Origin of the sequence: Shewanella sp. VB17 (genome assembly GCF_013248905.1) — a bacterium.
In the GTDB taxonomy this organism is placed as follows: domain Bacteria; phylum Pseudomonadota; class Gammaproteobacteria; order Enterobacterales; family Shewanellaceae; genus Shewanella.
This window is the reverse complement of the sequence record NZ_JABRVS010000001.1, coordinates 1362541-1387847: the sequence shown is the minus strand read 5'-3', so window position 1 is coordinate 1387847 and position 25307 is coordinate 1362541. Positions and strand designations below refer to the sequence as shown.

The 25307-nt window shown below is 41.6% G+C and carries 20 protein-coding genes and 2 tRNA genes; 2 read left to right on the top strand and 20 right to left on the bottom strand.

Annotated elements, in window-relative coordinates:
- Positions 1-120: 120 nt before the first annotated feature.
- The 6 genes from HQQ94_RS05865 to pnp form a co-directional block, all read right to left on the bottom strand.
- Complete coding sequence (locus tag HQQ94_RS05865; protein WP_173293528.1) at positions 121-960, bottom strand: outer membrane protein OmpK; 840 nt, start codon at positions 958-960, stop codon at positions 121-123.
- Between the two features lie 227 nt (positions 961-1187).
- Positions 1188-2447, bottom strand: coding sequence for a NupC/NupG family nucleoside CNT transporter (locus HQQ94_RS05860; RefSeq protein ID WP_173293527.1), 1260 nt, complete (start codon positions 2445-2447; stop codon positions 1188-1190).
- A 176-nt stretch (positions 2448-2623) separates the two neighbouring features.
- Positions 2624-3388: a TatD family hydrolase gene (locus HQQ94_RS05855; protein ID WP_173296536.1), complete on the bottom strand. Its 765-nt coding sequence runs from the start codon at positions 3386-3388 to the stop codon at positions 2624-2626.
- Between the two features lie 272 nt (positions 3389-3660).
- Positions 3661-5247 carry a peptide chain release factor 3 gene (gene prfC, locus HQQ94_RS05850; protein WP_173293526.1) on the bottom strand — a complete coding sequence of 529 codons (1587 nt, stop codon included), beginning with the start codon at positions 5245-5247 and terminating at the stop codon, positions 3661-3663.
- 467 nt (positions 5248-5714) lie between these two features.
- A complete protein-coding gene (gene nlpI, locus HQQ94_RS05845; RefSeq protein WP_173293525.1) occupies positions 5715-6623 on the bottom strand; it encodes a lipoprotein NlpI in 909 nt (302 codons plus the stop codon).
- A 179-nt stretch (positions 6624-6802) separates the two neighbouring features.
- Positions 6803-8911, bottom strand: coding sequence for a polyribonucleotide nucleotidyltransferase (gene pnp / locus HQQ94_RS05840; RefSeq protein ID WP_173293524.1), 2109 nt, complete (start codon positions 8909-8911; stop codon positions 6803-6805).
- Between the two features lie 196 nt (positions 8912-9107).
- Here pnp and HQQ94_RS05835 point away from each other — a divergent pair, with 196 nt between their 5' ends.
- Positions 9108-11141, top strand: coding sequence for a bifunctional diguanylate cyclase/phosphodiesterase (locus HQQ94_RS05835; RefSeq protein ID WP_173293523.1), 2034 nt, complete (start codon positions 9108-9110; stop codon positions 11139-11141).
- 194 nt (positions 11142-11335) lie between these two features.
- Here the strand turns inward: HQQ94_RS05835 and rpsO are convergent, their stop codons facing one another.
- The 14 genes from rpsO to rlmE all read right to left on the bottom strand — a co-directional run bounded on the left by rpsO (position 11336) and on the right by rlmE (position 24880).
- On the bottom strand, positions 11336-11605 hold the full coding sequence (rpsO, locus tag HQQ94_RS05830) for a 30S ribosomal protein S15 (protein ID WP_173293522.1): 270 nt from the start codon (positions 11603-11605) through the stop codon (positions 11336-11338).
- Positions 11606-11711: 106 nt separating this feature from the next.
- A complete protein-coding gene (truB, locus tag HQQ94_RS05825; RefSeq protein ID WP_173293521.1) occupies positions 11712-12674 on the bottom strand; it encodes a tRNA pseudouridine(55) synthase TruB in 963 nt (320 codons plus the stop codon).
- Positions 12674-13099, bottom strand: a complete 426-nt coding sequence (gene rbfA / locus HQQ94_RS05820) for a 30S ribosome-binding factor RbfA (RefSeq protein WP_173296535.1) — start codon at positions 13097-13099, stop codon at positions 12674-12676. The genes truB and rbfA overlap by 1 nt, the downstream gene beginning before the upstream one ends.
- 82 nt (positions 13100-13181) lie before the next feature.
- Positions 13182-15863: a translation initiation factor IF-2 gene (gene infB / locus HQQ94_RS05815; RefSeq protein ID WP_173293520.1), complete on the bottom strand. Its 2682-nt coding sequence runs from the start codon at positions 15861-15863 to the stop codon at positions 13182-13184.
- A gap of 26 nt (positions 15864-15889) precedes the next feature.
- Positions 15890-17389, bottom strand: a complete 1500-nt coding sequence (nusA, locus tag HQQ94_RS05810; protein WP_173293519.1) for a transcription termination factor NusA — start codon at positions 17387-17389, stop codon at positions 15890-15892.
- Between the two features lie 28 nt (positions 17390-17417).
- Positions 17418-17873, bottom strand: a complete 456-nt coding sequence (gene rimP / locus HQQ94_RS05805; RefSeq protein ID WP_173293518.1) for a ribosome maturation factor RimP — start codon at positions 17871-17873, stop codon at positions 17418-17420.
- A 155-nt stretch (positions 17874-18028) separates the two neighbouring features.
- Positions 18029-18105: transfer RNA gene (locus HQQ94_RS05800), tRNA-Met, on the bottom strand.
- Positions 18106-18221: 116 nt separating this feature from the next.
- Positions 18222-18308, bottom strand: a tRNA-Leu gene (locus tag HQQ94_RS05795).
- A gap of 112 nt (positions 18309-18420) precedes the next feature.
- Complete coding sequence (gene secG, locus HQQ94_RS05790) at positions 18421-18765, bottom strand: preprotein translocase subunit SecG (protein WP_173293517.1); 345 nt, start codon at positions 18763-18765, stop codon at positions 18421-18423.
- 1 nt (position 18766) lies between these two features.
- Positions 18767-19549, bottom strand: a complete 783-nt coding sequence (gene tpiA / locus HQQ94_RS05785; RefSeq protein ID WP_173293516.1) for a triose-phosphate isomerase — start codon at positions 19547-19549, stop codon at positions 18767-18769.
- 193 nt (positions 19550-19742) lie between these two features.
- Positions 19743-21074 (bottom strand): phosphoglucosamine mutase, encoded by a 1332-nt coding sequence (gene glmM, locus HQQ94_RS05780; RefSeq protein ID WP_173293515.1) that lies wholly within the window; start codon positions 21072-21074, stop codon positions 19743-19745.
- 137 nt (positions 21075-21211) lie between these two features.
- On the bottom strand, positions 21212-21997 hold the full coding sequence (gene folP, locus HQQ94_RS05775; protein WP_217274127.1) for a dihydropteroate synthase: 786 nt from the start codon (positions 21995-21997) through the stop codon (positions 21212-21214).
- A 136-nt stretch (positions 21998-22133) separates the two neighbouring features.
- A complete protein-coding gene (gene ftsH / locus HQQ94_RS05770) occupies positions 22134-24110 on the bottom strand; it encodes an ATP-dependent zinc metalloprotease FtsH (protein WP_173293513.1) in 1977 nt (658 codons plus the stop codon).
- Between the two features lie 140 nt (positions 24111-24250).
- Entirely contained in the window at positions 24251-24880 is a 630-nt protein-coding gene (gene rlmE, locus HQQ94_RS05765; RefSeq protein ID WP_173293512.1) for a 23S rRNA (uridine(2552)-2'-O)-methyltransferase RlmE, read from the bottom strand.
- A gap of 91 nt (positions 24881-24971) precedes the next feature.
- Here rlmE and yhbY point away from each other — a divergent pair, with 91 nt between their 5' ends.
- The gene (gene yhbY, locus HQQ94_RS05760; RefSeq protein WP_173293511.1) at positions 24972-25271 is read left to right on the top strand and encodes a ribosome assembly RNA-binding protein YhbY; all 300 of its coding nucleotides are present in this window, start codon (positions 24972-24974) and stop codon (positions 25269-25271) included.
- The last annotated feature ends 36 nt before the right edge of the window (positions 25272-25307 follow it).

Genomic DNA, 25307 nt, shown 5'->3' with positions numbered 1-25307 from the left:
AACTTGACTTAAATAGACTGATAAAAAGCCTACTTAAGTAAAGGTTCATCCTGTTAACGATAATGAGTTAGCAAAAAAGTAGAGCCACGTATACGTGGCTCTACTTATATTGATAACGTCTTAGAACTTGTACGTGGCAGTGAAGTAATGGGCGAAACCTGTTGACTCAAGATTAAGAGCCCCAACACCATCTTCAACCAAATAAACATCTTGGTATGCTTTCAAGCCATAACCTAGTGCATAGTTATCAGTGTGCCAATGTAGACCTAAATAAGCTGCACCACCATTAGAAGAGGTAGGAACGAAAGCGGTTGAATCAGCATCTGCACCGAACTGATAATCGATATACCCTTGGAATGCGATAAAGGTGCCATTGTCAAAATTCATTACAGGCTTGAACCAGTTCATCGAGAATTGATAACCGTTCCACTCTTTTGCATTCAGGTCATAGTAACCGTACAGGTTCATACCTGTTTTACCCAACCATGGCACCATCACATCGGCACCTAAACCCCAAAATGTAGAGTTCACACCCTCACCAACTCGATCATCCCAGTTAAATAGCGTCGAGAAATACACTTCTTGAATCGGGCCAACAGAAAGATCCCAACCTGTCATCGCATCAATTGAGAAACGTGGCGCAAACTTCATGAACAATTTGCTCTTCCCTGAACCAGCGCCTTTATCACCATAATCACGGTTGGTGACATTGAACACATCAACATAACCGTAAAGATCGACAATACCCGCGCGACCGCCAAATTCCATTTCAAGGTAATCATGGCCATCATCGGTAGAACCATCACGTGGAAGTTCATTAATGGCGTACATTGCATTGAACTGCATCCAACTGTAATCACCTGCACGTAAATCAGTACGATCTGCTGCGAACGTGGGTACAGACATTGCTGCTGTTGCTGCAACTGCTGTTGCCAGCGCTAAAGTTTTAACGTTTTTCATCATCAACCCCATTTGTTTTATTATATTGCGCTCTTTTTTATAAAAGAGTCAGCATTTCTTTTTATGGCGCCGCATTTTACTTATTGTGCGTTAAAGCACAAGATTATTAATGTAAAAAAGCGAACACTTGTTGTAAACATTCAAACAGACATCTGTTCTATGAATTTACGCCCTGCTCACATCAACAGGGCGTAAATCAAAGTAAAAAACTCTGGATATATCTCGCGTTAAAGTGCTAAGAATAACCCCGCTAATGTTGCACTCATCAAGTTTGCTAGAGAGCCTGCAATAACCGCACGGATCCCCATTTTTGCTAAATCATGACGACGTGTCGGTGCCATAGCGCCCAATCCACCAAGTAGAATGGCAATAGAAGATAGGTTAGCAAAACCACACAATGCAAATGAGATAATGGCTTTGGTTCTATCAGTCATTGCCGCTTGAGTCGCTTCAACTAATAACCCACCATCCGCTATATCTTTTAAATATGGTGCGAAGTTTAAATAAGCGACAAACTCATTAACAATGATCTTTTGTCCAATGAAAGAGCCTGCAACCAATGCTTCATTCCAAGGCACACCAATAAGGAAGGCAAGCGGCATAAACAGATAACCTAAAATCAACTCAAGGGTTAATCCTTCATAACCAATGAAATCACCCAGTCCACCAAGAATACCGTTAAGCATGGCGATAAGACCAACGAATGCCAATAACATTGCCCCAACGTTAAGCGCTAAATGCATACCTGATGATGCACCAGATGCTGCCGCATCAAGCAAGTTAGTCGGCTTATCCGGATCTTCGGGTAAGTCCTTCATGTCATTTTTAGCTATTTCAGTTTCAGGGTGCATCAGCTTAGCCATTAATAGGCCACCTGGTGCCGCCATAAATGAAGCTGCGACTAAATATTCGATAGGCACGCCCATCTGCGCGTAACCTGCCATAACAGAACCCGCAATAGAAGCTAAGCCGCCCACCATGATGGCAAATAATTCAGATTGCGTCATCGTTGGAATAAAGGGGCGAACCACCAATGGCGCTTCAGTTTGACCGACAAAGATGTTAGCGGTAGCAGACATCGACTCTGTACGACTAGTACCGAGCAGTTTTTGCAGTGCACCGCCGATAATGCGGATAACCCATTGCATAATACCGAGGTAATAAAGCACTGCAATAAGTGAAGAGAAGAACACGATAATTGGCAGTACATTGACCGCAAAAATGAACCCTAGTTTAAAGTGAGCTAAATCACCAAAGATAAAACTAATACCATCTTGCGCATAACCAATAACGTTTGATACGCCATCTGATGCCGTTTTCAAGATATCTTTACCGACTGGCACATACAAAACAAAGCCACCAAATGCAGCTTGAATGGCTAATGCACCAAAAACAGTACGCTTATTAATTGCTTTTTTATTATTAGACAGCGCGAACGCTATTGTTAGCAAGGTGACCACCCCGACTAAACTCATTACAATATCCATTAACCATCACCCTATTGTTAATACTTTTTATTTATGTTGTTAACCAACCTTTTTTTTCGAGCACATTATACCCGACGACAAGACTAAAATGATCGTTTAACTCAAACTATTGGAGTTTAATTTCAATATGTTACTGCCGAGCAGACACTGGGTAGGGTTTGTTTTGGTAAAATAAATTAAAAATCAAACATTTGAATTACATTTAATCTCACCTGTTCTGAAATTAGAACACTCGATTTTTTCTGTAATTTAGCAATCTCATCAATAATCGCTGGCAAAACAAGCGGAGTGTTACGTTTTTCTAAGCTATTGTTAGGCACCATTGCTGGTGAGTCGGTTTCAATGAGAATAGATTCAAGACCGATATGAGTTACGCAAGCTCTAAGCTTTCTCGCCTCATGATTTAAGATCAACCCGCCAATACCGAGCTTATAACCTAATTTGATATACTCATTGGCAAGCTCTACTGAACCAGAAAACCCATGTATCACCCCTCCTCTGGCCAGCTTATAGTGTTTTAGCAGTATAATCATTTCATTGTGGGCCTTAACGACATGTAAAATCACTGGTAAGTTAAGGGTCTTTGCCAACATTAATTGATGTTTGAGCACATGAACTTGGGTGTGCCAATCACTGTGATGGTGTTTATCTAACCCACACTCACCAATGGCGATAAAATCACTATCATGGTGTTTATCACCGACAAGCTTATCTAATTTAGACAGTGTCAACGAACAGCCTTCATCACAAAACCAAGGATGTATACCAAGTGCATAGGGGCAGCAATATTGAGAGGCGACTTGAAGCTGCTTATCCCAATGAGAGTGAGATACGCCCGGAATAATGACTTTTTCAATGCCAATATTTTTCATGGACTCAAACACAGCATCTCGATCGACATCAAACTCAGGAAAATCCAGATGGGCATGGCTATCTATGATCATTGAACTGTAATGAGATGTGATTATGTCAACCATAACTCTCCTATTCTCTCTTTAAACACTATTCAGCTTTTACGCACAAAGCACGTAGAGATAAGCTTTATTAAGCTTATAAGTCAATCGCTTTTGTGCTTCTGTGATAGTAGCATATGATCATATCAAGCAGCCTGACTTCGCTATATTGCTATTTAACCTTAACTCATAAAAACATAAAAAAAGCCCCAAATTTTCATTCAGAGCTTAATTAAAAAAACACATTTCAGCGCTAATAATTAATTTTCGCGAGTCTTAGCAAATTGAATGTCGGGATAACGTTCCATCGACAAATTCAAATTCACCATCGTAGGGGCAATATAAGTTAGGTTATCACCACCATCAAGTGCCAAATTATTACTACACTTACGACGAAAATCTTCCAATTTACGATCATCGTCACAATAGACCCAACGTGCGGTAGACACGCTGATCCCTTCATAAATAGCTTCGACCTTATACTCACTCTTCAAGCGGCCAACAACCACTTCGAACTGAAGCACACCAACGGCACCAACGATAAGATCATTAGAGTCGATAGGTCTAAATACTTGGACAGCCCCCTCTTCTGAAAGCTGTACTAAACCTTTAAGTAGCTGCTTTTGCTTAAGAGGATCTTTTAAGCGAATGCGTCGAAACATTTCAGGAGCAAAATTAGGGATCCCAGTGAAGCGAAACTTCTCACCTTGGGTAAAAGTATCACCAATGCGCATTGTGCCATGGTTATGCAAGCCAATAATGTCTCCAGGATACGCTATTTCAGCACGATTACGATCGCCAGCCATAAAGGTCAAAGCATCACTGACATTTACATCCTTGCCTAGACGCACATGATGCATCTTCATCCCTTGCTCATAACGACCTGAACAAATACGCATAAATGCAACTCTGTCCCTGTGCTTAGGATCCATGTTGGCTTGAATTTTAAACACAAAGCCACTGAACTTTTCATCTTCAGGTTCAATCTCTCTTACTTCAGTTGCGCGAGATTGTGGCTTAGGCGCCCATTCAACAATGCCATCAAGAACGTGATCGACACCAAAATTACCTAAGGCGGTACCAAAGAAAACAGGCGTCAATTCACCAGCAAGAAACATGTCTTGGTCAAACTCATTAGAAGCACCAAGAACAAGCTCTAACTCTTCTCGTACCTCAGCCGCATAAGCACCGATAGCGTCATCTAATTCAGGATTATTTAAGCCTTTTATCACTCTCGATTCTTGTATCGTATGACCTTGGCCGCTCTGGTAAAGGATCACTTCATCACGTAATAAATGATAAACACCTTTAAACTCTTTACCTGAACCAATAGGCCAAGTAATAGGCGCACAAGCGATATCTAGCACCTGCTCAACTTCATCCATTAGTTCTAACGGATCACGAATGTCCCGATCCAATTTATTCATAAAGGTCACAATGGGGGTATCTCGCAGACGCGTTACTTCCATTAATTTAATGGTTCGCTGCTCAACACCTTTTGCAGAGTCTATGACCATCAAACAAGAGTCGACTGCCGTTAGTGTACGGTAAGTATCTTCTGAGAAATCTTCGTGACCTGGCGTATCAAGCAAGTTAACTAAAGCGCCATGATAGGGAAATTGCATGACCGATGTTGTGATAGAAATACCACGATCTTTTTCCATTTCCATCCAGTCAGATTTAGCATGCTGTCCGGACTTTTTACCTTTTACTGTACCCGCCTTTTGTAACGCGTTGCCAAATAAAAGTACCTTCTCGGTAATAGTTGTCTTACCCGCATCCGGGTGAGAGATGATAGCAAAGGTGCGCCTAGCCTTCACAGCATCGGCTATTTCTTGGTCTCGCATTTACAAAATCTCATAATTTGTACACAGATTGGTACACAAATGACAATGTACTCATGACTGCGGGTGATATTAGTGCCGAGATTATACGTTATAAGGTAGACAAGTTGCGAGGCATATACCTAAACCATTTCAAGATGTGGATTAAACCGCTAAGAAATGACAGAGTTCGAAGTGACTAACTTTTCTTAGGTAAGGCTGAAAATATTATTTTAGGTAAAATACTATCCATAGACCAATTGCTATCACCCACTTATTCCGATAGATAGAGCGAGCATTTTTCAACTGAAAATATAATAATAGAAAAATATAGTCATATACGCTCAATAGGGGTAGGCATCCCTCTCAATGAATTATATCAACGAACTCATTAACACATTTTAAATTCAATACCAAAGCACAAGCAATGTAATAGACAAACACCACACCCCATCAATAAGCAAGTACGGTGATGACATAAATAAAAAAGGTCAATTAACAGACTCTCTCACTTTATCGACAGAAGGAGCCATATTCATTTTCGCCAACTCAACCCTTGCGTATCGATGTTCAACAAAATCATAAATATTGGTGGCTAACGCCAATCTAAAATAGTTAGCTGCATCAATATTTTGACCTTGTTGTTGAGCAATTTTAGCAAGATAGAAGTATGTCTCGCATAAACGTTCAGCATATTCATTTGGATGAGACAACCCTTCTTTCGCTGCTGAAAACACCTCATCTCGACTCTTCTTACCTAAGTAATAATCCACTAATACGCTAGACCAAGCATTAGGATTAAGGCTCAGACTATTTTCAGTTAATCTATTTTTAGCTTGCTCCACGTCAATTGCACTTTCGGTTACATAAAGCCATAACGCACGATAACCATCTTGTGGATCACGTTGGTAAAAAGACTTCATATCAGATACAGCCAGTGCGTTACGTTCACCATAATACAAAGCGATACCACGATTTAAAAAAGCATAATCATAATCAGGTGACAGCTCAAGTACTGCATCAAATGCTTCATAAGCACTCTCAAACTGACCTTCTTGGGTATAATAAATACCAATAAAATTATAGGCATCAGCCAGATTTGGTTGAACTTTTAATGCTTGATGAAAATCAATGCGACTCAATATGCGCAGCCCTACAGCATCATAGATAACGCCACGATCATAATAAAACCTTGCTCTTTGTGCATCGGTTAACTCTGCCGATGCTAAAATTTCGTTCAATTTAGCTAACGTGATCTCGAGCTTATAATCAGGCATTACAGGTTCAACCATGACTTTTCCCTGATCACTTTCTCCAGATGGCGTCACGACACATCCAGTAAGAAAAATACTCACTCCTGCCAATAGCACTACTGCGGTAGTCCGCACTTTTTGAATCATCCATTTAATCCTTTAGTTCACCAATAGCTGTAATCATAGCAATCCCCGATCACTACGGCTATCAAGTGATTTAATTATTTCACCGAAATTAGCACTTCTTTTTCTAAGGTAACGAATTAACCTCATTCAAACAAAAAAGGAGACCCTAAGGTCTCCTTTTTTGTTGAGCTTATCAGCGCTTATTCAGCAGCTGGTGCAGCTTCAACTTTTGGCTGTGCTTCTTTCATAGAAAGACGTACACGGCCTTGGCGATCAACTTCCATCACCTTCACTTTCACTTCTTGACCCACTTGCAGGTAGTCTGACACATTGGCAACACGCTCTTCAGCGATTTGAGAAATATGAACAAGACCATCTTTACCTGGAAGAATGGTAATAAATGCACCGAAATCGACGATACGAACCACTTTACCATTATAAACCGTACCCACTTCAACTTCAGCGGTGATTTCTTCAATACGACGAATCGCTTCTTTAGTCGCTTCATTGTTTGAAGAGGCAATTTTAACAATACCATCATCATCAAGTTCAATCGTTGTTCCAGTCTCTTCGGTAAGAGCACGGATCGTTGCACCGCCTTTACCAATGACGTCACGGATCTTCTCAGGATTAATCTTGATAGTAGTGATACGTGGAGCATGTTCAGAAATATCACCACGATGTGAACCAATGGCTTGATCCATCACATTCAGAATATGAACACGTGCGCCATAAGCTTGCTGCAGCGCGATATCCATAATGTCTTTAGTGATACCTTCAATTTTGATATCCATCTGCAAAGCAGTAATACCGTCACGAGTACCCGCAACTTTAAAGTCCATATCACCTAAATGATCTTCATCACCTAAAATATCAGAAAGAACAACGAAATCGTCACCTTCTTTAACTAGGCCCATGGCGATACCGGCAACCGATGTTTTAATTGGAACACCTGCATCCATTAACGCCAGAGAAGTACCACACACTGACGCCATAGAGCTAGAACCATTAGATTCGGTGATTTCAGATACCACACGAATACTGTACGGGAACTCTTCAGCAGAAGGCATAACGGCATTCATACCACGCCAAGCTAATTTACCGTGACCAATTTCACGACGCTTAGGCGAACCAACCATACCTGTTTCACCTACTGAATAGGGAGGGAAGTTGTAATGCAGCATAAAGCGATTTGTGTACTCACCCATAATGCTATCGACTTTCTGAGCATCACGTTCAGTACCTAAAGTACAAGTCACAAGTGCTTGAGTTTCACCACGAGTAAATAATGAGCTACCGTGAGTGCGCGGGAGCACACCCGCCATGACATTAAGTGCACGCACCATATCAGGCTCACGACCATCGATACGAGGGCTACCTGAAATGATACGGCCACGTACGACTTTTTTCTCTAAGCTGCCAAGTAACTTATCGACTTCACGTAAATCGATATCCGCGTTCTCTTCAAGCAATGTCGCAACCACTTTATGTTTAAGTGCAACAACCGCATCACGACGCTCATGCTTAGCAGTGATCTGATATGCTTCTGAAAAACCAGCTTCTGCAAGAGACTTTATTTTTTCAACTAAATCAGCATCAGCGACAGCTGCTTGCCAATCCCATTTAGTTTTACCGGCTTCTGCTGTCAATTCGTTAATTGCATTAATAACGACTTGTTGTTGATCATGCCCGTAAACAACACCACCAAGCATCACTTCTTCAGGCAAAGAGGCAGCTTCAGATTCAACCATCAACACTGCGCCATGTGTACCAGCAACAACAAGGTCTAAATCACTTTCAGCTAACTGGCTAACATTTGGGTTTAATATGTATTCGCCATTAGTATAACCAACACGGGCAACACCTAGCGGACCATTAAATGGTAGATCTGAAATGCTCAATGCAGCAGAAGTACCAATCATAGAGATAACATCAGGATTGATCTCTGGATCAACAGACACCACTGTAATGATGACCTGAACTTCATTTTTGAACCCATTCGGGAAAAGAGGGCGGATTGGACGGTCAATTAGACGTGCAATCAAAGTTTCATTTTCTGAAGGACGACCTTCACGTTTAAAGAAACCACCGGGGATTTTACCCGCAGCGTATGTTCTTTCCTGATAGTTAACCGTTAAAGGAAAAAAGTCTCGGCCCACGTCTTCTGCTTTCTTTCCAACGACAGTGACTAATACTGTGGTATCACCCATACTTGCTAAAACAGCTGCATTTGCCTGACGGGCAATAACCCCAGTTTCCAAGGTGACTGTATGTTGACCATATTCAAAACTTTTTACGATTGGATTCACGTGAACCATTCCTTAAATTTAATAACCTTAATTTCACGAACAAGTATACTTCATCTCTATTCAAGAGATAAAGAGCATAGAGTGATGACAAAGATAAAAGTTTTCTCTAAAGTGGGCAGTTTCAAGAATATTTTGTTATGGAACTGGCCTAAAAGAGAGTTTTTGAGTATCAACGCCCTAAAAAAAGGATAGGCGTATGTCCACCAGCTTTAAATCTCTTACTTGGAAACAGACTAGTTTAGTGGTTTTTTCAGCCCTTTTCTTCGCTATTGCTATTTTTATCGTCGAAGTCGCACTCGTTGGCGTTTCGGCAAGGGATCAACTTAAATCGTCACAAAAAGAGCTTCTTGACTCAGTAGAGCAACCAGCAGCAAACGCAGTATGGGCACTGGATGATAACTTAGCCAAACAAACACTTGAAGGGATCCTTAAAGTCCAGCATGTGGGCTCAGCTGTAATAAAACTCGACGATGGTTCTATGTTTGTTTCTGTTTCTATGATGAGCTCCAGCCCCAGTATTTTTGAAAAATTAAGCCATCGTCTCTTTGGTGATATCAAAGAAATATCTCGCTCTCTTACAAGGCCATTTCGTAATGAATTTAATGATAGAGAACAACTTATCGGCACGTTAACGATCTTTTATGACACGCAAGGATTAACGGATTCATTATTTTCTCAACTTAAATTCAGCTTAATCGCCACGCTCGCTCGGGCACTGCTTATCACCCTTGTTCTCTCCATTGTATTTCACCGGTTTCTCACCCGCCCGATTGCTCAGATAAGTGAAGCTATCGATAAAATAGAACCAGAATCACCTGATAAATATTTACTGCCTATTGATAAATCTCACGTCGACGATGAGCTCGGCTTAGTCACATCAAAATTTAACCAAATATTAGTGCAATTTGGCCAAACACAAAGCAAACTAAGAAAAATGGCCACCCGAGATCCATTAACCAGCTTGCCTAATCGAACATTATTGCTTGAAACCATTGCAGTCACGATTCAGCGTGCTCGAGTTCACAAAAAACAATTTAGTCTGGTATTTATCGATCTCGATAGGTTCAAAAATGTTAATGACTCTTTAGGCCATGCGTTAGGTGACAAGTTTCTAGCACGAATTGCACGGGTATTAGAACGAGTCCTCGGCGACAAGGGAACCGTCGCTAGACTTGGAGGCGATGAGTTTGTTATTTTAGCCGATGAACTTCAAACACCGGATCAAGCCGCTGACTTTGTCGATAATCTGCTTAGCCAATTAAACTGCCCTATGGAGCTAAATGAACATACCATACATCCTGCGGCATCAGTGGGAATATCCATTTACCCCGATGATGGTATTACTGCAGAAGATCTTATCCGTCACGCCGATATTGCCATGTACAGCGCTAAAGCAGCAGGCTCTAATCAATGGGCCTTTTTCAAACAACAAATGACAGAACGTGCAGCGGTAAGGCTAAGAACCGAAGCTTCGCTGCATCATGCACTGAAAAATAATGAATTCTTACTCCACTATCAACCTAAGTTCGACATTAAAACAGGGAAAATACTCTCTTGTGAAGCATTAATAAGATGGAAAAAAGATGGACGTTTAATCAGCCCCTTATCATTTATTCCTGTGGCTGAGGAAACAGGGATCATTATACCTATTGGACGCTGGGTCATCGAAGAAGCCTGTAAAACATTACGTGAATGGAAAATAAAATACAATTTTGTTTTACCCATAGCCGTCAATGTTGCATCGCAACAGTTTGCCGATGCCAGTTTGGTGTCAGATATTAAGCAACTCGCACTAAGATACCAAATCAGTCCAGATGTATTAGAAATTGAAATAACAGAAACGTCTTTAATGGACGATATCGAACTCGCAATCGCTAAACTTCAGCAACTTAAATCTGCAGGGTTTGGGATCGCCGTTGACGATTTTGGAACAGGTTATTCCTCACTGTCCTATCTTCGGCATCTGCCTATTACCACAATGAAAATCGATCGCTGCTTTGTGACCGATCTTCCACAAGAGAGTGCTATTGCCTCTACTATCTTAATGTTAGGAAAAAAGTTAAATTTAAAAATTGTCGCAGAAGGAATTGAAAATAAAGAACAAATTGATTGGCTTGATGATAATGAGTGTCAGATTGGACAAGGGTTCTATTTTAGTAAGCCCATACCACAAGATGAATTTGAAGAAAAATACATTAAACAGAATACGGCGACCATCAAAAGTATTTGACCTAAACTTAGGATAACCTATGCCATCGCTGCCCATAAGCAGAAAGCACAACAAAAATAGGAGGGTAAAATAGCGATATTAAGCAATCGCTTACCAGAGTTCAGGTGACGGACTATCACACAGACATTCCCCATGCTTTTCTGATAAGCACAAAAAAGGAGGCCTAAGCCTCCTTTTTCTAAATTTAGTCGATATTAACGACGTAAACCTAGCTTCTTGATCAATTCTTGGTAACGGACATTTTCAGTACGCTTAAGGTATGCAAGAAGTTTACGACGGGTATTAACCATACGTAGAAGACCACGACGTGAGTGATGGTCGTGCTTGTGCTCTTTAAAGTGACCTTGCAGATGATTAATCTGTGCAGTTAAAAGAGCTACCTGAACTTCAGTAGAACCGGTATCGTTTTCACAACGTCCAAATTCAGCTAGGATAGTTGCAGTTTGTTCAGCATTTAGTGACATGTTGTCTCTCCAAATTTACATTAAAAATCTTTAGCCAATCACTAACTCAGCTAAAGCGAGCGCGGATTTTACCTATTTTCAGTAAAATACGCAATAGATAACAAACTTAATTCAATGAAACATCGATTTCATCTTCTCGAATAACAATTAAGCGTTTCGGTGCCAACATACCGTCATCATTCATTGAACCGATGCCCACAAACTTATGTGTGTCACCTATCGTGATCCGCACTATTTCATCCGCCATCAGGCCAGCAACTTGAACTGGATTTCCATTCATTAGATAGGGTGCTAAAGAATCAGATAAATTAATTTCTTGAAACTGACTAACAGCGGTATCCATAGGCAGTAACAAGGGATCTAATATTGATGCTGACTCAACACCTTCAGCTTCAGCCTGACTCATCATTTCATTAAGCTGCGCTAAACTGACCATACGCGCATAAGGGTATTGTGCAACTTGGGTTCTACGCAGCATAATGACATGCGCACCACAGCCTAACATTTCACCAAGATCATCGATAATAGTGCGAATATAAGTCCCTTTAGAACAATGAATATCTAACGTCAACTCATCGCCTTCTAGACTGATAAAGTTAAGTTCAAAAACATTGATAGGCCTTGCTTCTCTTGGAATATCGATCCCTTCACGAGCATATTTATACAGAGGCTGACCTTGATGTTTAAGCGCAGAATACATCGAAGGAACTTGCATTGTTTCACCACGAAAGTGATCCAATGACGTCATCAATAATTCTTCAGTAAACATTAATGGACGGGTTTGGACCACTTCACCATCTGAATCACTGGTGTCGGTTCTTTCGCCCAACTTAGCAGTCACTGTATAACGCTTATCTGCATCAAGTAAATGCTGAGAGAACTTAGTTGCTTCGCCTAAACAGATAGGCAACATACCTGTCGCCAATGGATCGAGTGCACCTGTGTGCCCTGCTTTAGCGGCATTAAAGAGTCGTTTAACTCTCTGCAAAGCAAAATTCGAACTCATGCCAGTATCTTTATCTAAGAGTAAAATTCCATCGATAAAACGACCACGAGAGCGACGAGCCATTACTCACCACCTTCCGTGTCATCCGCAGAATCACTTTTTTCGACATTGTCATGTTTGTGCTGCTTAGCTTCATCATCATGAATAATGCGAGTAACTAAATTAGACATGCGCATACCTTCAACAAGTGAAGCATCATACACAAACCTCAGTTCGGGCATCACTCGTAACTTCATGCGGCCAGCAACTAACGAACGAACATAACCAGATGCCGTTGTTAACGCCTCTAATTTTTCTTCAACAAGCTTGTTATCCTCCTCAAAAAAGGTAACAAACACTTTGGCATAACTCAAATCACGTGACACTTCAACGTCATTGACAGTTACCATACCAATACGGGGATCTTTTATGTCACGTTGTAATACTTGCGCCAACTCTTGTTGTAACTGTTGTGCTATTCGTCGTGTACGACTAAATTCTCTTGCCATAATAATTTGCCACTCTGTTATAAACAAACAGCTATTAGAAATAAAAAAGGGTGGCATACGCCACCCTTTAGATTACACATTGTTAAAGAGAACGTGCGATTTCAACAGTTTCAAAGACTTCAATCTGATCGCCAACTCTGACGTCATTGTAATTCTTCACACCTATACCACATTCCATCCCATTACGAACATCGCTAACATCATCTTTGAATCTACGTAGTGATTCTAATTCACCTTCGTAGATAACGATGTTTTCACGTAAAACACGTATTGGAGCACTGCGTTTAATCGTACCTTCAGTCACCATACAACCCGCGATAGCACCAATCTTAGGAGATTTAAATACATCACGAACTTCAGCAAGACCTATGATCTCCTGCTTAAACTCAGGAGCAAGCAAGCCACTCATCGCATCTCTAACTTCATCGATTAACTGATAGATGATGCTGTAGTAACGTAAATCAACGCTTTCACTATCGATAACCTTACGTGCCTGTGCATCAGCACGCACATTAAAGCCGACCATGATTGCATTAGAAGCTGCAGCTAATGTTGCATCAGTTTCAGTTAATCCACCGACACCACGTGCGATGATATTGACTTTAACTTCACTGGTTGAAAGGCCATTTAATGAATCACAAATCGCTTCCAGTGATCCTTGAACATCGGCCTTAAGCACGATATTAAGTTCCTGAACCTCACCTTCTGTCATGTTCGCAAACATGTTTTCAAGCTTAGACTTCTGCTGACGAGCCAGTTTAATGTCACGGAACTTACCTTGACGATAAAGTGCCACTTCACGGGCTTTACGCTCATCACGTACAACCGTTGCTTCATCGCCTGCCGAAGGAACACCTGAAAGACCTAAGATCTCAACAGGGATAGATGGACCCGCTTCGGTGATCGTGCGACCATTTTCGTCACGCATCGCTCGAACTTTACCGTACTCAAGACCACAAAGTACGATATCGCCTTGTTTAAGTGTACCTTCCTGAACCAAAACAGTTGCAACGGGACCACGTCCCTTATCCAACTTAGATTCAACAACAACACCTGCTGCCATGCCTTCTTTGATTGCTTTGAGCTCGAGTACTTCAGCTTCTAGAAGTATACCTTCTAGTAATTCGTCAATACCTTCGCCGCTCTTAGCTGAAACGTGAACAAACATGTTGTTTCCGCCCCAATCTTCAGACATAACACCATGCTGTGAAAGCTCACTTTTAACACGTTCAGGATCAGCTTCTGGCTTATCCATCTTGTTAACTGCAACAATCAAAGGAACACCGCCAGCTTTCGCATGCTGGATAGCTTCAATCGTTTGTGGCATAACGCCATCATCAGCAGCAACAACTAAGATAACAATATCGGTAGCCTTAGCACCACGAGCACGCATAGCGGTAAACGCGGCGTGACCAGGGGTATCTAAGAAAGTGATCACACCGTTATCAGTCTCAACATGGTATGCACCAATATGCTGAGTAATACCACCGGCTTCACCTGATGCCACCTTCGCCGTTCGAATATGATCAAGTAAAGACGTCTTACCGTGGTCGACATGACCCATAATGGTCACTACAGGCGCACGAGATTCAGCAAGGATATCCGCATTACGATCTGCAAGCACTTGATGCTCAAGTTCGTTTTCACGAGTAAGCACAACTTTATGCCCCATCTCTTCGGCAACCATTTGCGCAGTTTCTTGATCAAGCACTTGGTTAATGGTAACCATTGAGCCCATCTTCATCATCTGCTTAATGATTTCAGTCGCTTTAATTGACATTTTTGATGCCAATTCTGAAACGGATACTGTCTCACCGATGCTTACATCGGTTTTAACAGCAGCAACGGGTTTAGTAAACGCGTGATCCATTGACTCTGGCGCGACACTACGGTTATTACGGGAGTTACGACCACCGCGAGCTTTGCTATCACGACGAGAATCTTTCCCACCACGACGCTTACCTTTACCAGCACTGGCAGCTTCGTTAGCTGCAGCGGCTACTGGCGCTTTACGGGGACGGCGATCACGCTTTTCAGCATTAGCATCAGCAGTATCTTCGGCCGCACGTGCTTCTGTTGAAGTCGTGACGTGATGATCAACGCTTTTCTCTAATTCTTTACGCTGCTTTTCTTCTTCAGCCCAACGAGTTGAGTTTTCTTCAGCAAGAATACGTGCCGCTTCTGTCGCCGCTTTAGCGTCATCATCAGCCTTAGCTTTAGCTGCATCGTCTTTAATAGCTTGAAGTTTATCAGCTTCATCTTGAGCCGCTTTCTCTTCAGCTGTCGGTGCTACCTTCGCTTTAGCTGCAGTATTGGCTTTTGCTTTCTCTTTCGCTTCAGCATCGGCTATCGCTTTAGCCTCTGCCTTAACTTGTGCGTCTGCTTTAGCTTGAAGTTCAATTTCTGCCTGAACTTTCGCTGCAGCTTCTGCAACAATTTTCGCTTCAGCTTCAGCTGCGGCTTCTGCAGCAGGATCACGCTTAACGAAAGTACGTTTTTTGCGAACCTCTACTTTTATATCTTTTGAATCGCTTCCACTACCAACACTTAATGTCGATACTGATTTACGCTGCAGCGTCATCTTAGTTGGTGCTGAATCACCACCATGCTGCTTCTTTAAAAATTCAAGTAACTGTTGCTTTTCTGATTCAGAAACCGAATCAGTTTCACTTTTCTTAATACCAGCATCTGAAAATTGCTCAACTAAACGTTGTGCACTTTTTCCAACCTCTGTGGCCAGTTTTTCTATTGTCGTTTCTGCCATCTGTTCAATCCCCTCTGTTGATCGACTTACGCTTCTTCGCCAAACCAACAGATATTTCGGGCTGCCATGATGAGCTCACCAGCCTTTTCTTCTGTTAATTCTTCAATGTCGATCAGATCATCAATGCCTTGTTCGGCTAAATCTTCTAGTGTAATAACGCCTTTACTTGCAAATACAAACGCTAAATGTCTTTCTAAACCTTCGAGTGCAAGTAGGTCTTCACTTGGCTCAGCACCATCTAACGCCTCTTCAGACGCAAGTGCACGAGTAGAGATTGCAGCTTTAGCGCGCTCTCTCAAAGCTTCAACGATGTCTTCGTCAAAACCATCAATATCAGTTAACTCTGATGCTGGAACGTATGCGATTTCTTCCAAAGAAGTAAAACCTTCATCAGCAAGCACTTGAGCAAAGTCTTCATCAATTTCTAATGCCGAAACAAGCAAGTTAACCACTTTAGCACTTTCAGCTTGGTGTTTAGCTTGCATATCAGCAACAGTCATCACATTAAGAACCCAACCAGAAAGCTGAGTGGCTAAGCGTATGTTTTGGCCATTTCGACCAATTGCCTGAGCTAAGCTATCTGCTTCAACCGCAATATCCATAGAATGGTTATCTTCATCGACGATGATAGAAGCAACATCCGCTGGCGACATGGCATTAATGACAAATTGTGCTGGATTATCGTCCCAAAGTACGATATCTACACGTTCGCCATTAAGTTCATTTGAAACAGCCTGAACACGAGCACCACGCATGCCAACACAAGCACCGATAGGATCAATACGCTTGTCGTTAGATTTAACCGCAATCTTGGCGCGTGATCCTGGGTCTCGAGCAGCCCCCATGATTTCAATCATCTCATCAGCAATTTCCGGTACTTCAACACGAAAAAGCTCAATAAGCATCTCTGGCTGAGTACGTGTTAAAAAAAGCTGAGCGCCGCGTGCTTCTGGGCGAACGGCAAAAAGCAATGCTCGAATACGATCACCTGGGCGGAAGCTTTCACGTGAAATAAGCTCTTCTTTAAACAATACAGCATCTGCATTATTACCAAGATCAACCACGACACTTTCACGATTACTCTTCTTGACAACACCAGTGATTAATTCACCTTCTTTGTCTTTAAATTGGTCAACAATTTGTGCTCTTTCAGCTTCTCGAACCTTCTGAACAATGACTTGTTTTGCTGTTTGAGTCGTAATACGGTCAAAAACAACAGACTCTATATCATCTTCAATATATTCGCCAAGCTGAATCTCAGGATCTTCGAATTGAGCCGCAGCGAGCGTAATTTCACTAAATGGGTTCTCCAAAGGTTCACCTTTGTCTTCAACAACCATCCAACGACGGAAGGTTTCATACCCACCCGTTTTACGATCTATTGCAACACGAACTTCAATATCACCTTCATACTTTTTCTTTGTTGCTGTAGCCAAAGCGATTTCAAGCGCTTCGAATATTTTCTCACGAGGAACACCTTTCTCGTTTGAAACCGCTTCAGTGACTAGCAGAATCTCTTTATTCATCCTCTTGCCTCGTTGATTCTTGAATCCATCAAAACTTAGCGATTAGGTTGCCTTTACGGATATTATCCAAAGCAATAATCAGTTCGTTACCATCTACAGACAAAGTGAGCATCTGCCCTTCGACTCCTGTGACGGTCCCCTTTAAATTACGACTACCTGCGACAGGCATCGTTAGTTGAACTTTTACTATCTCTCCGATATAAGCGATATAGTGCTGAGCGTTAAATAACGGTCTATCTACACCGGGAGATGAAACTTCTAATGTGTATTCGGTTGAGATGGGATCTTCAACATCTAGCACAGCGCTAACTTGCCTGCTGACCTCAGCACAATCTTCAATGAAAACGCCTTTCTCATTATCGATATAAACTCTTAAGGTCGAATGTTTACCTGCTTGGATATACTCCACACCCCAAAGCCTGTGACCTAGTGCTTCAACTGGAGATTTAAGCATCTCTGCGAGTCTATTTTCTATTGTTGCCAAGCTACCCCCCTAAAAACAAAAAAGGGCTAAATAGCCCCAGTAGAACACCGAAATAAACGGCATTTTATAAGTTCCAGATAACAAAAAACCCCGTGATAACGAGGTCGTTGAGTTTAGAACCTGTAAACAATTATAGCGTTACTATAACTGAAAGCTGGTTGCGGGGACCGGATTTGAACCGATGACCTTCGGGTTATGAGCCCGACGAGCTACCAAACTGCTCCACCCCGCGTCAACTGCTGCAAGTATATTGATTAATCATGACACTTGCAATAATAAAGCTTGTAACAACTAGCTTTATTACACTTTAAACTCATTTCATTAACACATTGAAATAAACTTCAAATTTGGTGCGGATGGGGGGACTTGAACCCCCACGAGCTTGCGCTCACCAGCCCCTCAAGCTGGCGTGTCTACCAATTCCACCACATCCGCATGTATTAGTGTTATTTGCATCTATATAACAGATTATCTAAGGGTGATAACGCTAGATGCTGCTCTTAACAATCAAGAGCGATTAGTATTTCCTAAATAGTGATACTAATTTTTAGTCAGGTATTTTATTTTCTGACGTTTCATCCTGTTGCACACTATCAATTACTTTTTCAGTAACTTGAGGTGCATCAGAACTCAAATCTTTCCATGAATCTTCTGATTTCGCATGATTTGCACTTAAATTACCTATAATCAGGCTTAGTGCAAAAAAACCAATTGCTAAAATAGCAGTTGAACGAGTCAAAAAATTACCGGCTCCAGATGAACCGAACAGAGTTGCTGATGCACCGGCTCCAAATGAAGCTCCCATGTCAGCACCTTTACCTTGCTGGAGTAAAATAAGTGCTACTAGACCTATTGCTACCACCAAGTAAATAACCATTAATACTTCGTACATATTATGCGCTCATCGCTATGGAACATAAACTAATAAACTCGCTCGAGTTTAAGCTTACTCCGCCAATTAGTCCACCATCAACATCAGGTTGAGCAAATAAATCTGCTGCATTACTCGGCGTAACACTACCACCGTATAATATCCTAACATTTTCTCCAATAAATGGAGACACTTCAGAGAGCCGTTTGCGAATAAACGCATGAACTTCTTGAGCTTGCTCTGGTGTGGCACTTTTACCTGTTCCTACAGCCCATAAAGGTTCGTAGGCAATAATTGCATTATCAAAAGCCATGGTGCCATTTTTCTCAATGACAATGTCTAGCTCTTCTGCAATGACTTCAAACGTTCGTCTTGCTTCTCTAGCTGGACCTGATTCACCGACACATAGTATTGGTGTTAACCCATGTTTTTGAGCAGCTGCAAATTTCTCTGCAACGATATCACTCGTCTCTCCGTACATACGGCGACGTTCGGAGTGACCGATAATTACATATCGGCATCCTGAATCTTTTAACATTGTTCCTGATACTTCACCAGTATAAGCACCAAAATCATGCTGACTCAGATTTTGTGCACCCATTCTAACAAGACAACCGTTTAGTGATTCCTTGTTAGCATCTAACTGCTGGCGTACGCTTTCTAGATAAATAGTTGGCGGACATAATACAACCTCAGCTGAATCATTTTGAAGTTTTGTGGCAAATTTTTTGAATAACTCTTGCGCAAGTTGCGCACTGCCATTCATTTTCCAGTTGCCTGCAACCATTGGACGTCTGAGTGCCATTTATCTCTCCTTTGAAAGCGGTGAGGATAATAACGAACCGTTTAGAAACTTACAATACCTAAAGTGGTATTAGTTAAGATTAAATGTTGGAACGCTGTTTTTTCAGCCTAAACAAACTAATAATTAACCAAAACAGACAACAGGATGTCAAAAAGCCAGTCAATAAGATAACCAACTCTCCAACTCATCACGATTAAACAAGATTTCTGACCGCATCAGCAATATCATTAGCATACTTAATAACATCGGCTTCCACGTCACCTTCCACCATCACACGGATCAAAGGCTCTGTTCCAGATTTTCTCAATAGCACTCGCCCACGCTCACCTAATTTTGATTCAACTATTGCTTGTGCTTTTAAGACTTCAGCAGAACTTAGAGGATCATGATCACCTTCAAAACGAACATTAACCAGTACTTGCGGCAACATCTTAATATCTTTAGTTAACTCTTCTAAAGTAGCATCACGGCGACACATAGCCGCTAAAACTAAAATACCCGCGACAATACCATCACCTGTTGTACCATGGTCTAAATTCAAAATATGACCTGAATTTTCACCACCAATACGCCAACCTTTATCTTTTAACATCGCCATTACATAGCGATCACCAACATTAGAGCGGTCAAAAGGGATCCCTAATTTCTGCAAAGCGAGATGTAAGCCTAAATTAGACATCAGTGTGCCAACAATACCACCGCGTAACACCCCTCTAGATTGAGCATCACAAGCAAGAATATAGAGGATAACATCACCATCAATCACTTTCCCATAGCGATTAACCATCATGATGCGATCGCCATCACCGTCTAATGCAATGCCTAAATCTGCATTTTGTTCTATAACCGTTGCACAAATTGCCGCCATTGACGTTGCACCGACCTCATGATTAATATTCAAACCGTCCGGTTTATCGCCAATGGCTATCACTTCGGCACCTAATTCACGAAAAACATTTGGTGCGATATGATAAGTTGCACCATGAGCACAATCGACCACTATTTTTAAACCATGCAGGGTATGATCGGCAGGAAAATGACCTTTACAATATTCGATATAACGTCCAGGTGCATCATCAATACGAGACACCTTACCCAATAAATGCGATTCAACACAGGTAAGCGGCTTTTCTAACTCACGCTCGATTTCAAGCTCTACCTCATCATTAAGCTTACTGCCGTCAGTTGAAAAAAACTTAATACCGTTATCATAGTAAGGGTTATGAGATGCACTAATAACCACGCCCGCTTCAGCCCTAAAAGTACGGGTTAAATAAGCCACTGCTGGTGTTGGCATTGGGCCCATTAGCATGACGTTAAGTCCCGCAGCAGACAACCCCGCTTCCATCGCTGATTCGAATAAATAACCTGAGATACGCGTGTCTTTACCGATAATAACTTTCTGAGTTCCTGTCCGAGATAATACCCTACCTGCTGCCCAACCCAATTTTAACGCTAATTCAGGCGTCATTTTACCCGCACCGACTTTACCCCGAATACCATCTGTTCCAAAAAATTTTCTCATGCTCGTAACCTCAGGTTTATTTCTTAACTCAGTAAAGAAATAAAAAGTAAAAATAAAAACGCTACCAGTTTACAACTCTGTACCTAACTTAAGCTGAACAAAACTATAATGGTCGCTCTATCAATAAAAAAGTAAAGCTAGAGATGTTGATAATGTTCACTAGCATCCATCACCTTTAACACATCTAATGTCTGACACACATCGTGCACCCTAAAAATATCCCCCCCTCTTTGCGCAGCAAGCAACACACCTGCAAGACTACCAGCAAGACGCTCTGATACACCACGATGAAGCAAGTCACCTATCATACTCTTGCGCGATAAACCAATCAAAAGAGGTAAATCAAACACCTGAAATTCATCCAAACGATTAAGCAATTCATAGTTATGAGACAAGGTCTTACCAAAACCAAAACCTGGATCCAAAATCATGTTTTCACGCTTAATACCAGCATTAAGACACGCATGGATCCGGGCTTTAAAAAATGCGTGAACATCTGCAACGACATCTGAGTACTCAGGGGATATCTGCATGGTACTTGGTTGTCCTTGCATATGCATAATACACACAGGCACATCTAATTCAGCTGCCATCTCAAGTGCACCAAATTCTTGCAAGCCACGAACATCATTAATAAAATTGGCCCCTGCATTAACAGCTGCCTTCATGACAGCAGGCTTACTGGTATCAATCGATATCCACACATCATGATGTTTAGCAATATACTCAATGAGCGGAATGACACGCTGCAATTCCTCATCGATACTGACATTGACAGCACCAGGTCTTGTTGATTCCCCTCCGATGTCAATAAAACTTGCTCCGTGAGCAACCATTTTATCAGCATGCTCACAGGCCCGTTGAAAAAGGGAAAATTGACCACCATCAGAAAAGGAATCAGGGGTAACATTAACAATTCCCATCACTAGGGGAGTGTCAAGATTGAGAAGCTTACTACCGCTTTTGAGTTGATACACAGGTACTCCGAAACAAAAGTTATCGTTCAAAAACAAGAAAACCCCAAAATGGGGTTTTCTTTATTCAATCATAAAAAGCAAATTATTTGGCTGTAGAACCATCAATGTCATTGATGTCAGACGCTTTAGGTTGTTCAGACTTTGTATTAACTTCGTCTTGAACTATGTCATCTTCTAAATTAGCTGATTTACCGCCTTTATCCTCATCGCTTGAACCATTATCATCCATGTTCCAATCGACGGGTGCTCGAACGACTCTACGTTGCATCAAATCTTCAATTTGATTTGAGTCAATCGTCTCATATTTAATCAGTGCATCTTTCATTGCATGGAGGATGTCCATGTTATCATTCAGATACTTACTAGCACGTTGGTAATTATTATCGATAAGTAATTTCACTTCCAGATCAATAATGCTAGCAGTCTCATCTGACATATGCTGTGATTTACCCATACTACGCCCTAAGAAAACTTCGTTTTCATCTTCAGCATAAAGTACAGGCCCTAATTTTTCAGAGAAGCCCCATTGAGTCACCATGTTACGTGCAATTGAAGTCGCATACTTAATGTCTTGCGACGCCCCAGTAGAGACTCTTTCACTGCCATAAATTATTTCTTCAGCAAGACGGCCACCATAAGCCACTGAAATTTGACTTTCAAGTTTACGGCGACTTTGACTGATAGCGTCAGCTTCAGGTAAAAAGAAAGTGACACCTAAGGCGCGACCACGAGGAATAATCGTGACCTTATGGACAGGATCGTGCTCAGGCACTAAGCAACCAACAATAGCATGACCCGCTTCATGGTAAGCTGTCATTTCTCTTTCTTCTTCAGACATCACCATAGTACGTCTTTCAGCACCCATCATGATTTTGTCTTTGGCGCTTTCAAACTCCTCCATACCGACAATCCTACGATTGCCTCGAGCAGCAAAAAGCGCAGCCTCATTAACTAAGTTAGCAAGGTCAGCACCAGAGAAACCAGGCGTACCACGAGCAATGACACTGGCTTTAACATCATCAGCTAAAGGTACTTTACGCATATGAACTTTTAAAATTTGTTCACGACCACGCACATCAGGAAGTCCCACTACAACTTGTCGATCAAAGCGGCCAGGGCGAAGTAAAGCTGCATCTAATACATCTGGACGGTTAGTCGCTGCAATGACTATCACACCTTCGTTACCTTCGAAACCATCCATTTCAACCAACATCTGGTTAAGTGTCTGCTCACGTTCATCATGCCCGCCACCAACACCTGCACCACGTTGGCGACCTACGGCATCGATTTCATCGATAAAGATAATACAAGGGGCAGATTTCTTGGCTTGTTCGAACATGTCACGAACACGAGATGCACCAACACCGACAAACATTTCAACGAAATCAGAACCTGATATCGTGAAAAATGGCACTTTCGCTTCACCAGCAATCGCTTTAGCAAGTAATGTTTTACCTGTACCAGGAGGACCGACAAGTAATATCCCTGTCGGAATCCGACCACCTAACTTTTGGAATCTTGTTGGCTCTTTAAGGTAGTCAACTAGCTCTTTAACATCTTCTTTAGCTTCATCACAACCAGCAACATCACCAAAAGTAGTCTTGATCTGATCTTCGCTCATCAATTTGGCTTTACTCTTACCAAAAGACATCGCGCCCTTTCCACCGCCGCCTTGCATCTGACGCATGAAAAATATCCACACACCGATAAGGAGCAACATTGGGAACCAAGAAATGAAAATTTGAGTTAAAAAACCTGACTCTTCAGCTTCCTGCCCTTTCATGATGATCCCTTTGCGATCAAGATCATTAATCAAATCTTTATCAAACAGAGGCATAATAGTGGTGAACTTTTCCCCTGTTTTCTTACTTCCTTCAATCGTACGTTGATCGCTTTTTATTTCAACGGTATTAACCTGTCCACTACGAACATCATCTAAAAAAGCGGAATAATCCATCTTCGACGTACTAGAAGAAGAAGGGGAGTAGCCCTGAAATACCGACATCAACACTACGGCGATGACAGCCCAGAGAATTAAATTTTTAGCCATATCACTCAAAATTACTAGACCTCATAAAGTCTTGCGATTATTAACGATAGAATACAACAATGCGTATCCAATCAGCTTTACGATTACTGACATGGTTAAGGCACAACCTGTATACCCTAATCAGTCTTGCGATTATTTGCGTTAGAGTACTACAACTTGTACCCAGTCGCCACCAGATAGACTTCGCGCGAACGAGCTCGCGAAGAGTCTGGCTTACGTGTTTTAACGGTTTTAAACGCCTCTTTTACTGATTTCATGTATTCTTCAAAGCCTTCCCCCTGAAAGACTTTAACAGCAAAGCAGCCATTAGGTGCCAATACTTGATGACACATATCTAATGCTAACTCAACTAAATACATAGCGCGAGGCTGATCAACACCACCTGCACCACTCATATTAGGTGCCATGTCAGATAAAACAATATCAACCTTGGCATCTCCTACTCGTGTTAATAAAGCATCGAGCACTTTTTCTTCTCTAAAATCTCCTTGAAGAAAATCGACACCGACGATGGGATCCATTGGTAAAATATCACAGGCGATAACCTTACCTTTATCTCCCGCTAATTTAACAGCAACTTGTGACCAACCACCTGGAGCAGCTCCTAAATCTACCACTGTCATCCCAGGACGAATTAATTTATCTTTCTCCTGAATTTCCTCTATTTTAAACGCAGCGCGTGAACGAAATCCACGTTTTTGAGCTAATTTAACATAGTGGTCATCGAAATGCTCTTGCATCCAACGAGAGGAACTCACTGTTCGTTTTTTCCCTGACATTTAAAATCCGCAACAAATGAGAGTTACATAATGAGTATATAAGGGTAGAATAGCCGCTTTTCAACAGTAACTCAGCATAAAGTTGGTAGAAATGAACTTAACAACCAAACAAAAACAGCACTTAAGAGGCTTAGCGCATAATTTGAAGCCAATAGTGATGCTTGGTTCCAATGGTCTGACTGAAGGTGTACTAGCGGAAATAGATAATGCACTCTCTTATCATGAACTGATCAAAGTGAAAGTGGCTTCTGGTGACAAAGAGCTTAAAAATGCGGTCATCGATGCCATCATACGCGAAACCCAAGCGGTAAAAGTGCAGCTTATTGGTCACGTTCTGGTGCTATTTCGTCAGTCAGAAGAAATGAAAATTGCCATTCCAAAGGCAAAATAGTCTTTTTGATAAAACACGTCTCCAGACACAAAGCCT

Excerpts from the sequence above, each read along its gene's own strand:
- prfC (WP_173293526.1), bottom strand. The coding sequence starts at position 5,247 with ATGCGAGACCAAGAAATAGCCGATGCTGTGAAGGCTAGGCGCACCTTT.
- yhbY (WP_173293511.1), top strand. The coding sequence starts at position 24,972 with ATGAACTTAACAACCAAACAAAAACAGCACTTAAGAGGCTTAGCGCAT.
- HQQ94_RS05835 (WP_173293523.1), top strand. The coding sequence starts at position 9,108 with ATGTCCACCAGCTTTAAATCTCTTACTTGGAAACAGACTAGTTTAGTG.
- glmM (WP_173293515.1), bottom strand. The coding sequence starts at position 21,074 with ATGAGAAAATTTTTTGGAACAGATGGTATTCGGGGTAAAGTCGGTGCG.
- nlpI (WP_173293525.1), bottom strand. The coding sequence starts at position 6,623 with ATGATTCAAAAAGTGCGGACTACCGCAGTAGTGCTATTGGCAGGAGTG.
- rbfA (WP_173296535.1), bottom strand. The coding sequence starts at position 13,099 with ATGGCAAGAGAATTTAGTCGTACACGACGAATAGCACAACAGTTACAA.
- folP (WP_217274127.1), bottom strand. The coding sequence starts at position 21,997 with ATGGGAATTGTTAATGTTACCCCTGATTCCTTTTCTGATGGTGGTCAA.
- tpiA (WP_173293516.1), bottom strand. The coding sequence starts at position 19,549 with ATGGCACTCAGACGTCCAATGGTTGCAGGCAACTGGAAAATGAATGGC.
- nusA (WP_173293519.1), bottom strand. The coding sequence starts at position 17,389 with ATGAATAAAGAGATTCTGCTAGTCACTGAAGCGGTTTCAAACGAGAAA.
- rlmE (WP_173293512.1), bottom strand. The coding sequence starts at position 24,880 with ATGTCAGGGAAAAAACGAACAGTGAGTTCCTCTCGTTGGATGCAAGAG.
- truB (WP_173293521.1), bottom strand. The coding sequence starts at position 12,674 with ATGGCTCGTCGCTCTCGTGGTCGTTTTATCGATGGAATTTTACTCTTA.
- HQQ94_RS05860 (WP_173293527.1), bottom strand. The coding sequence starts at position 2,447 with ATGGATATTGTAATGAGTTTAGTCGGGGTGGTCACCTTGCTAACAATA.
- rpsO (WP_173293522.1), bottom strand. The coding sequence starts at position 11,605 with ATGTCACTAAATGCTGAACAAACTGCAACTATCCTAGCTGAATTTGGA.
- secG (WP_173293517.1), bottom strand. The coding sequence starts at position 18,765 with ATGTACGAAGTATTAATGGTTATTTACTTGGTGGTAGCAATAGGTCTA.
- infB (WP_173293520.1), bottom strand. The coding sequence starts at position 15,863 with ATGGCAGAAACGACAATAGAAAAACTGGCCACAGAGGTTGGAAAAAGT.
- HQQ94_RS05865 (WP_173293528.1), bottom strand. The coding sequence starts at position 960 with ATGAAAAACGTTAAAACTTTAGCGCTGGCAACAGCAGTTGCAGCAACA.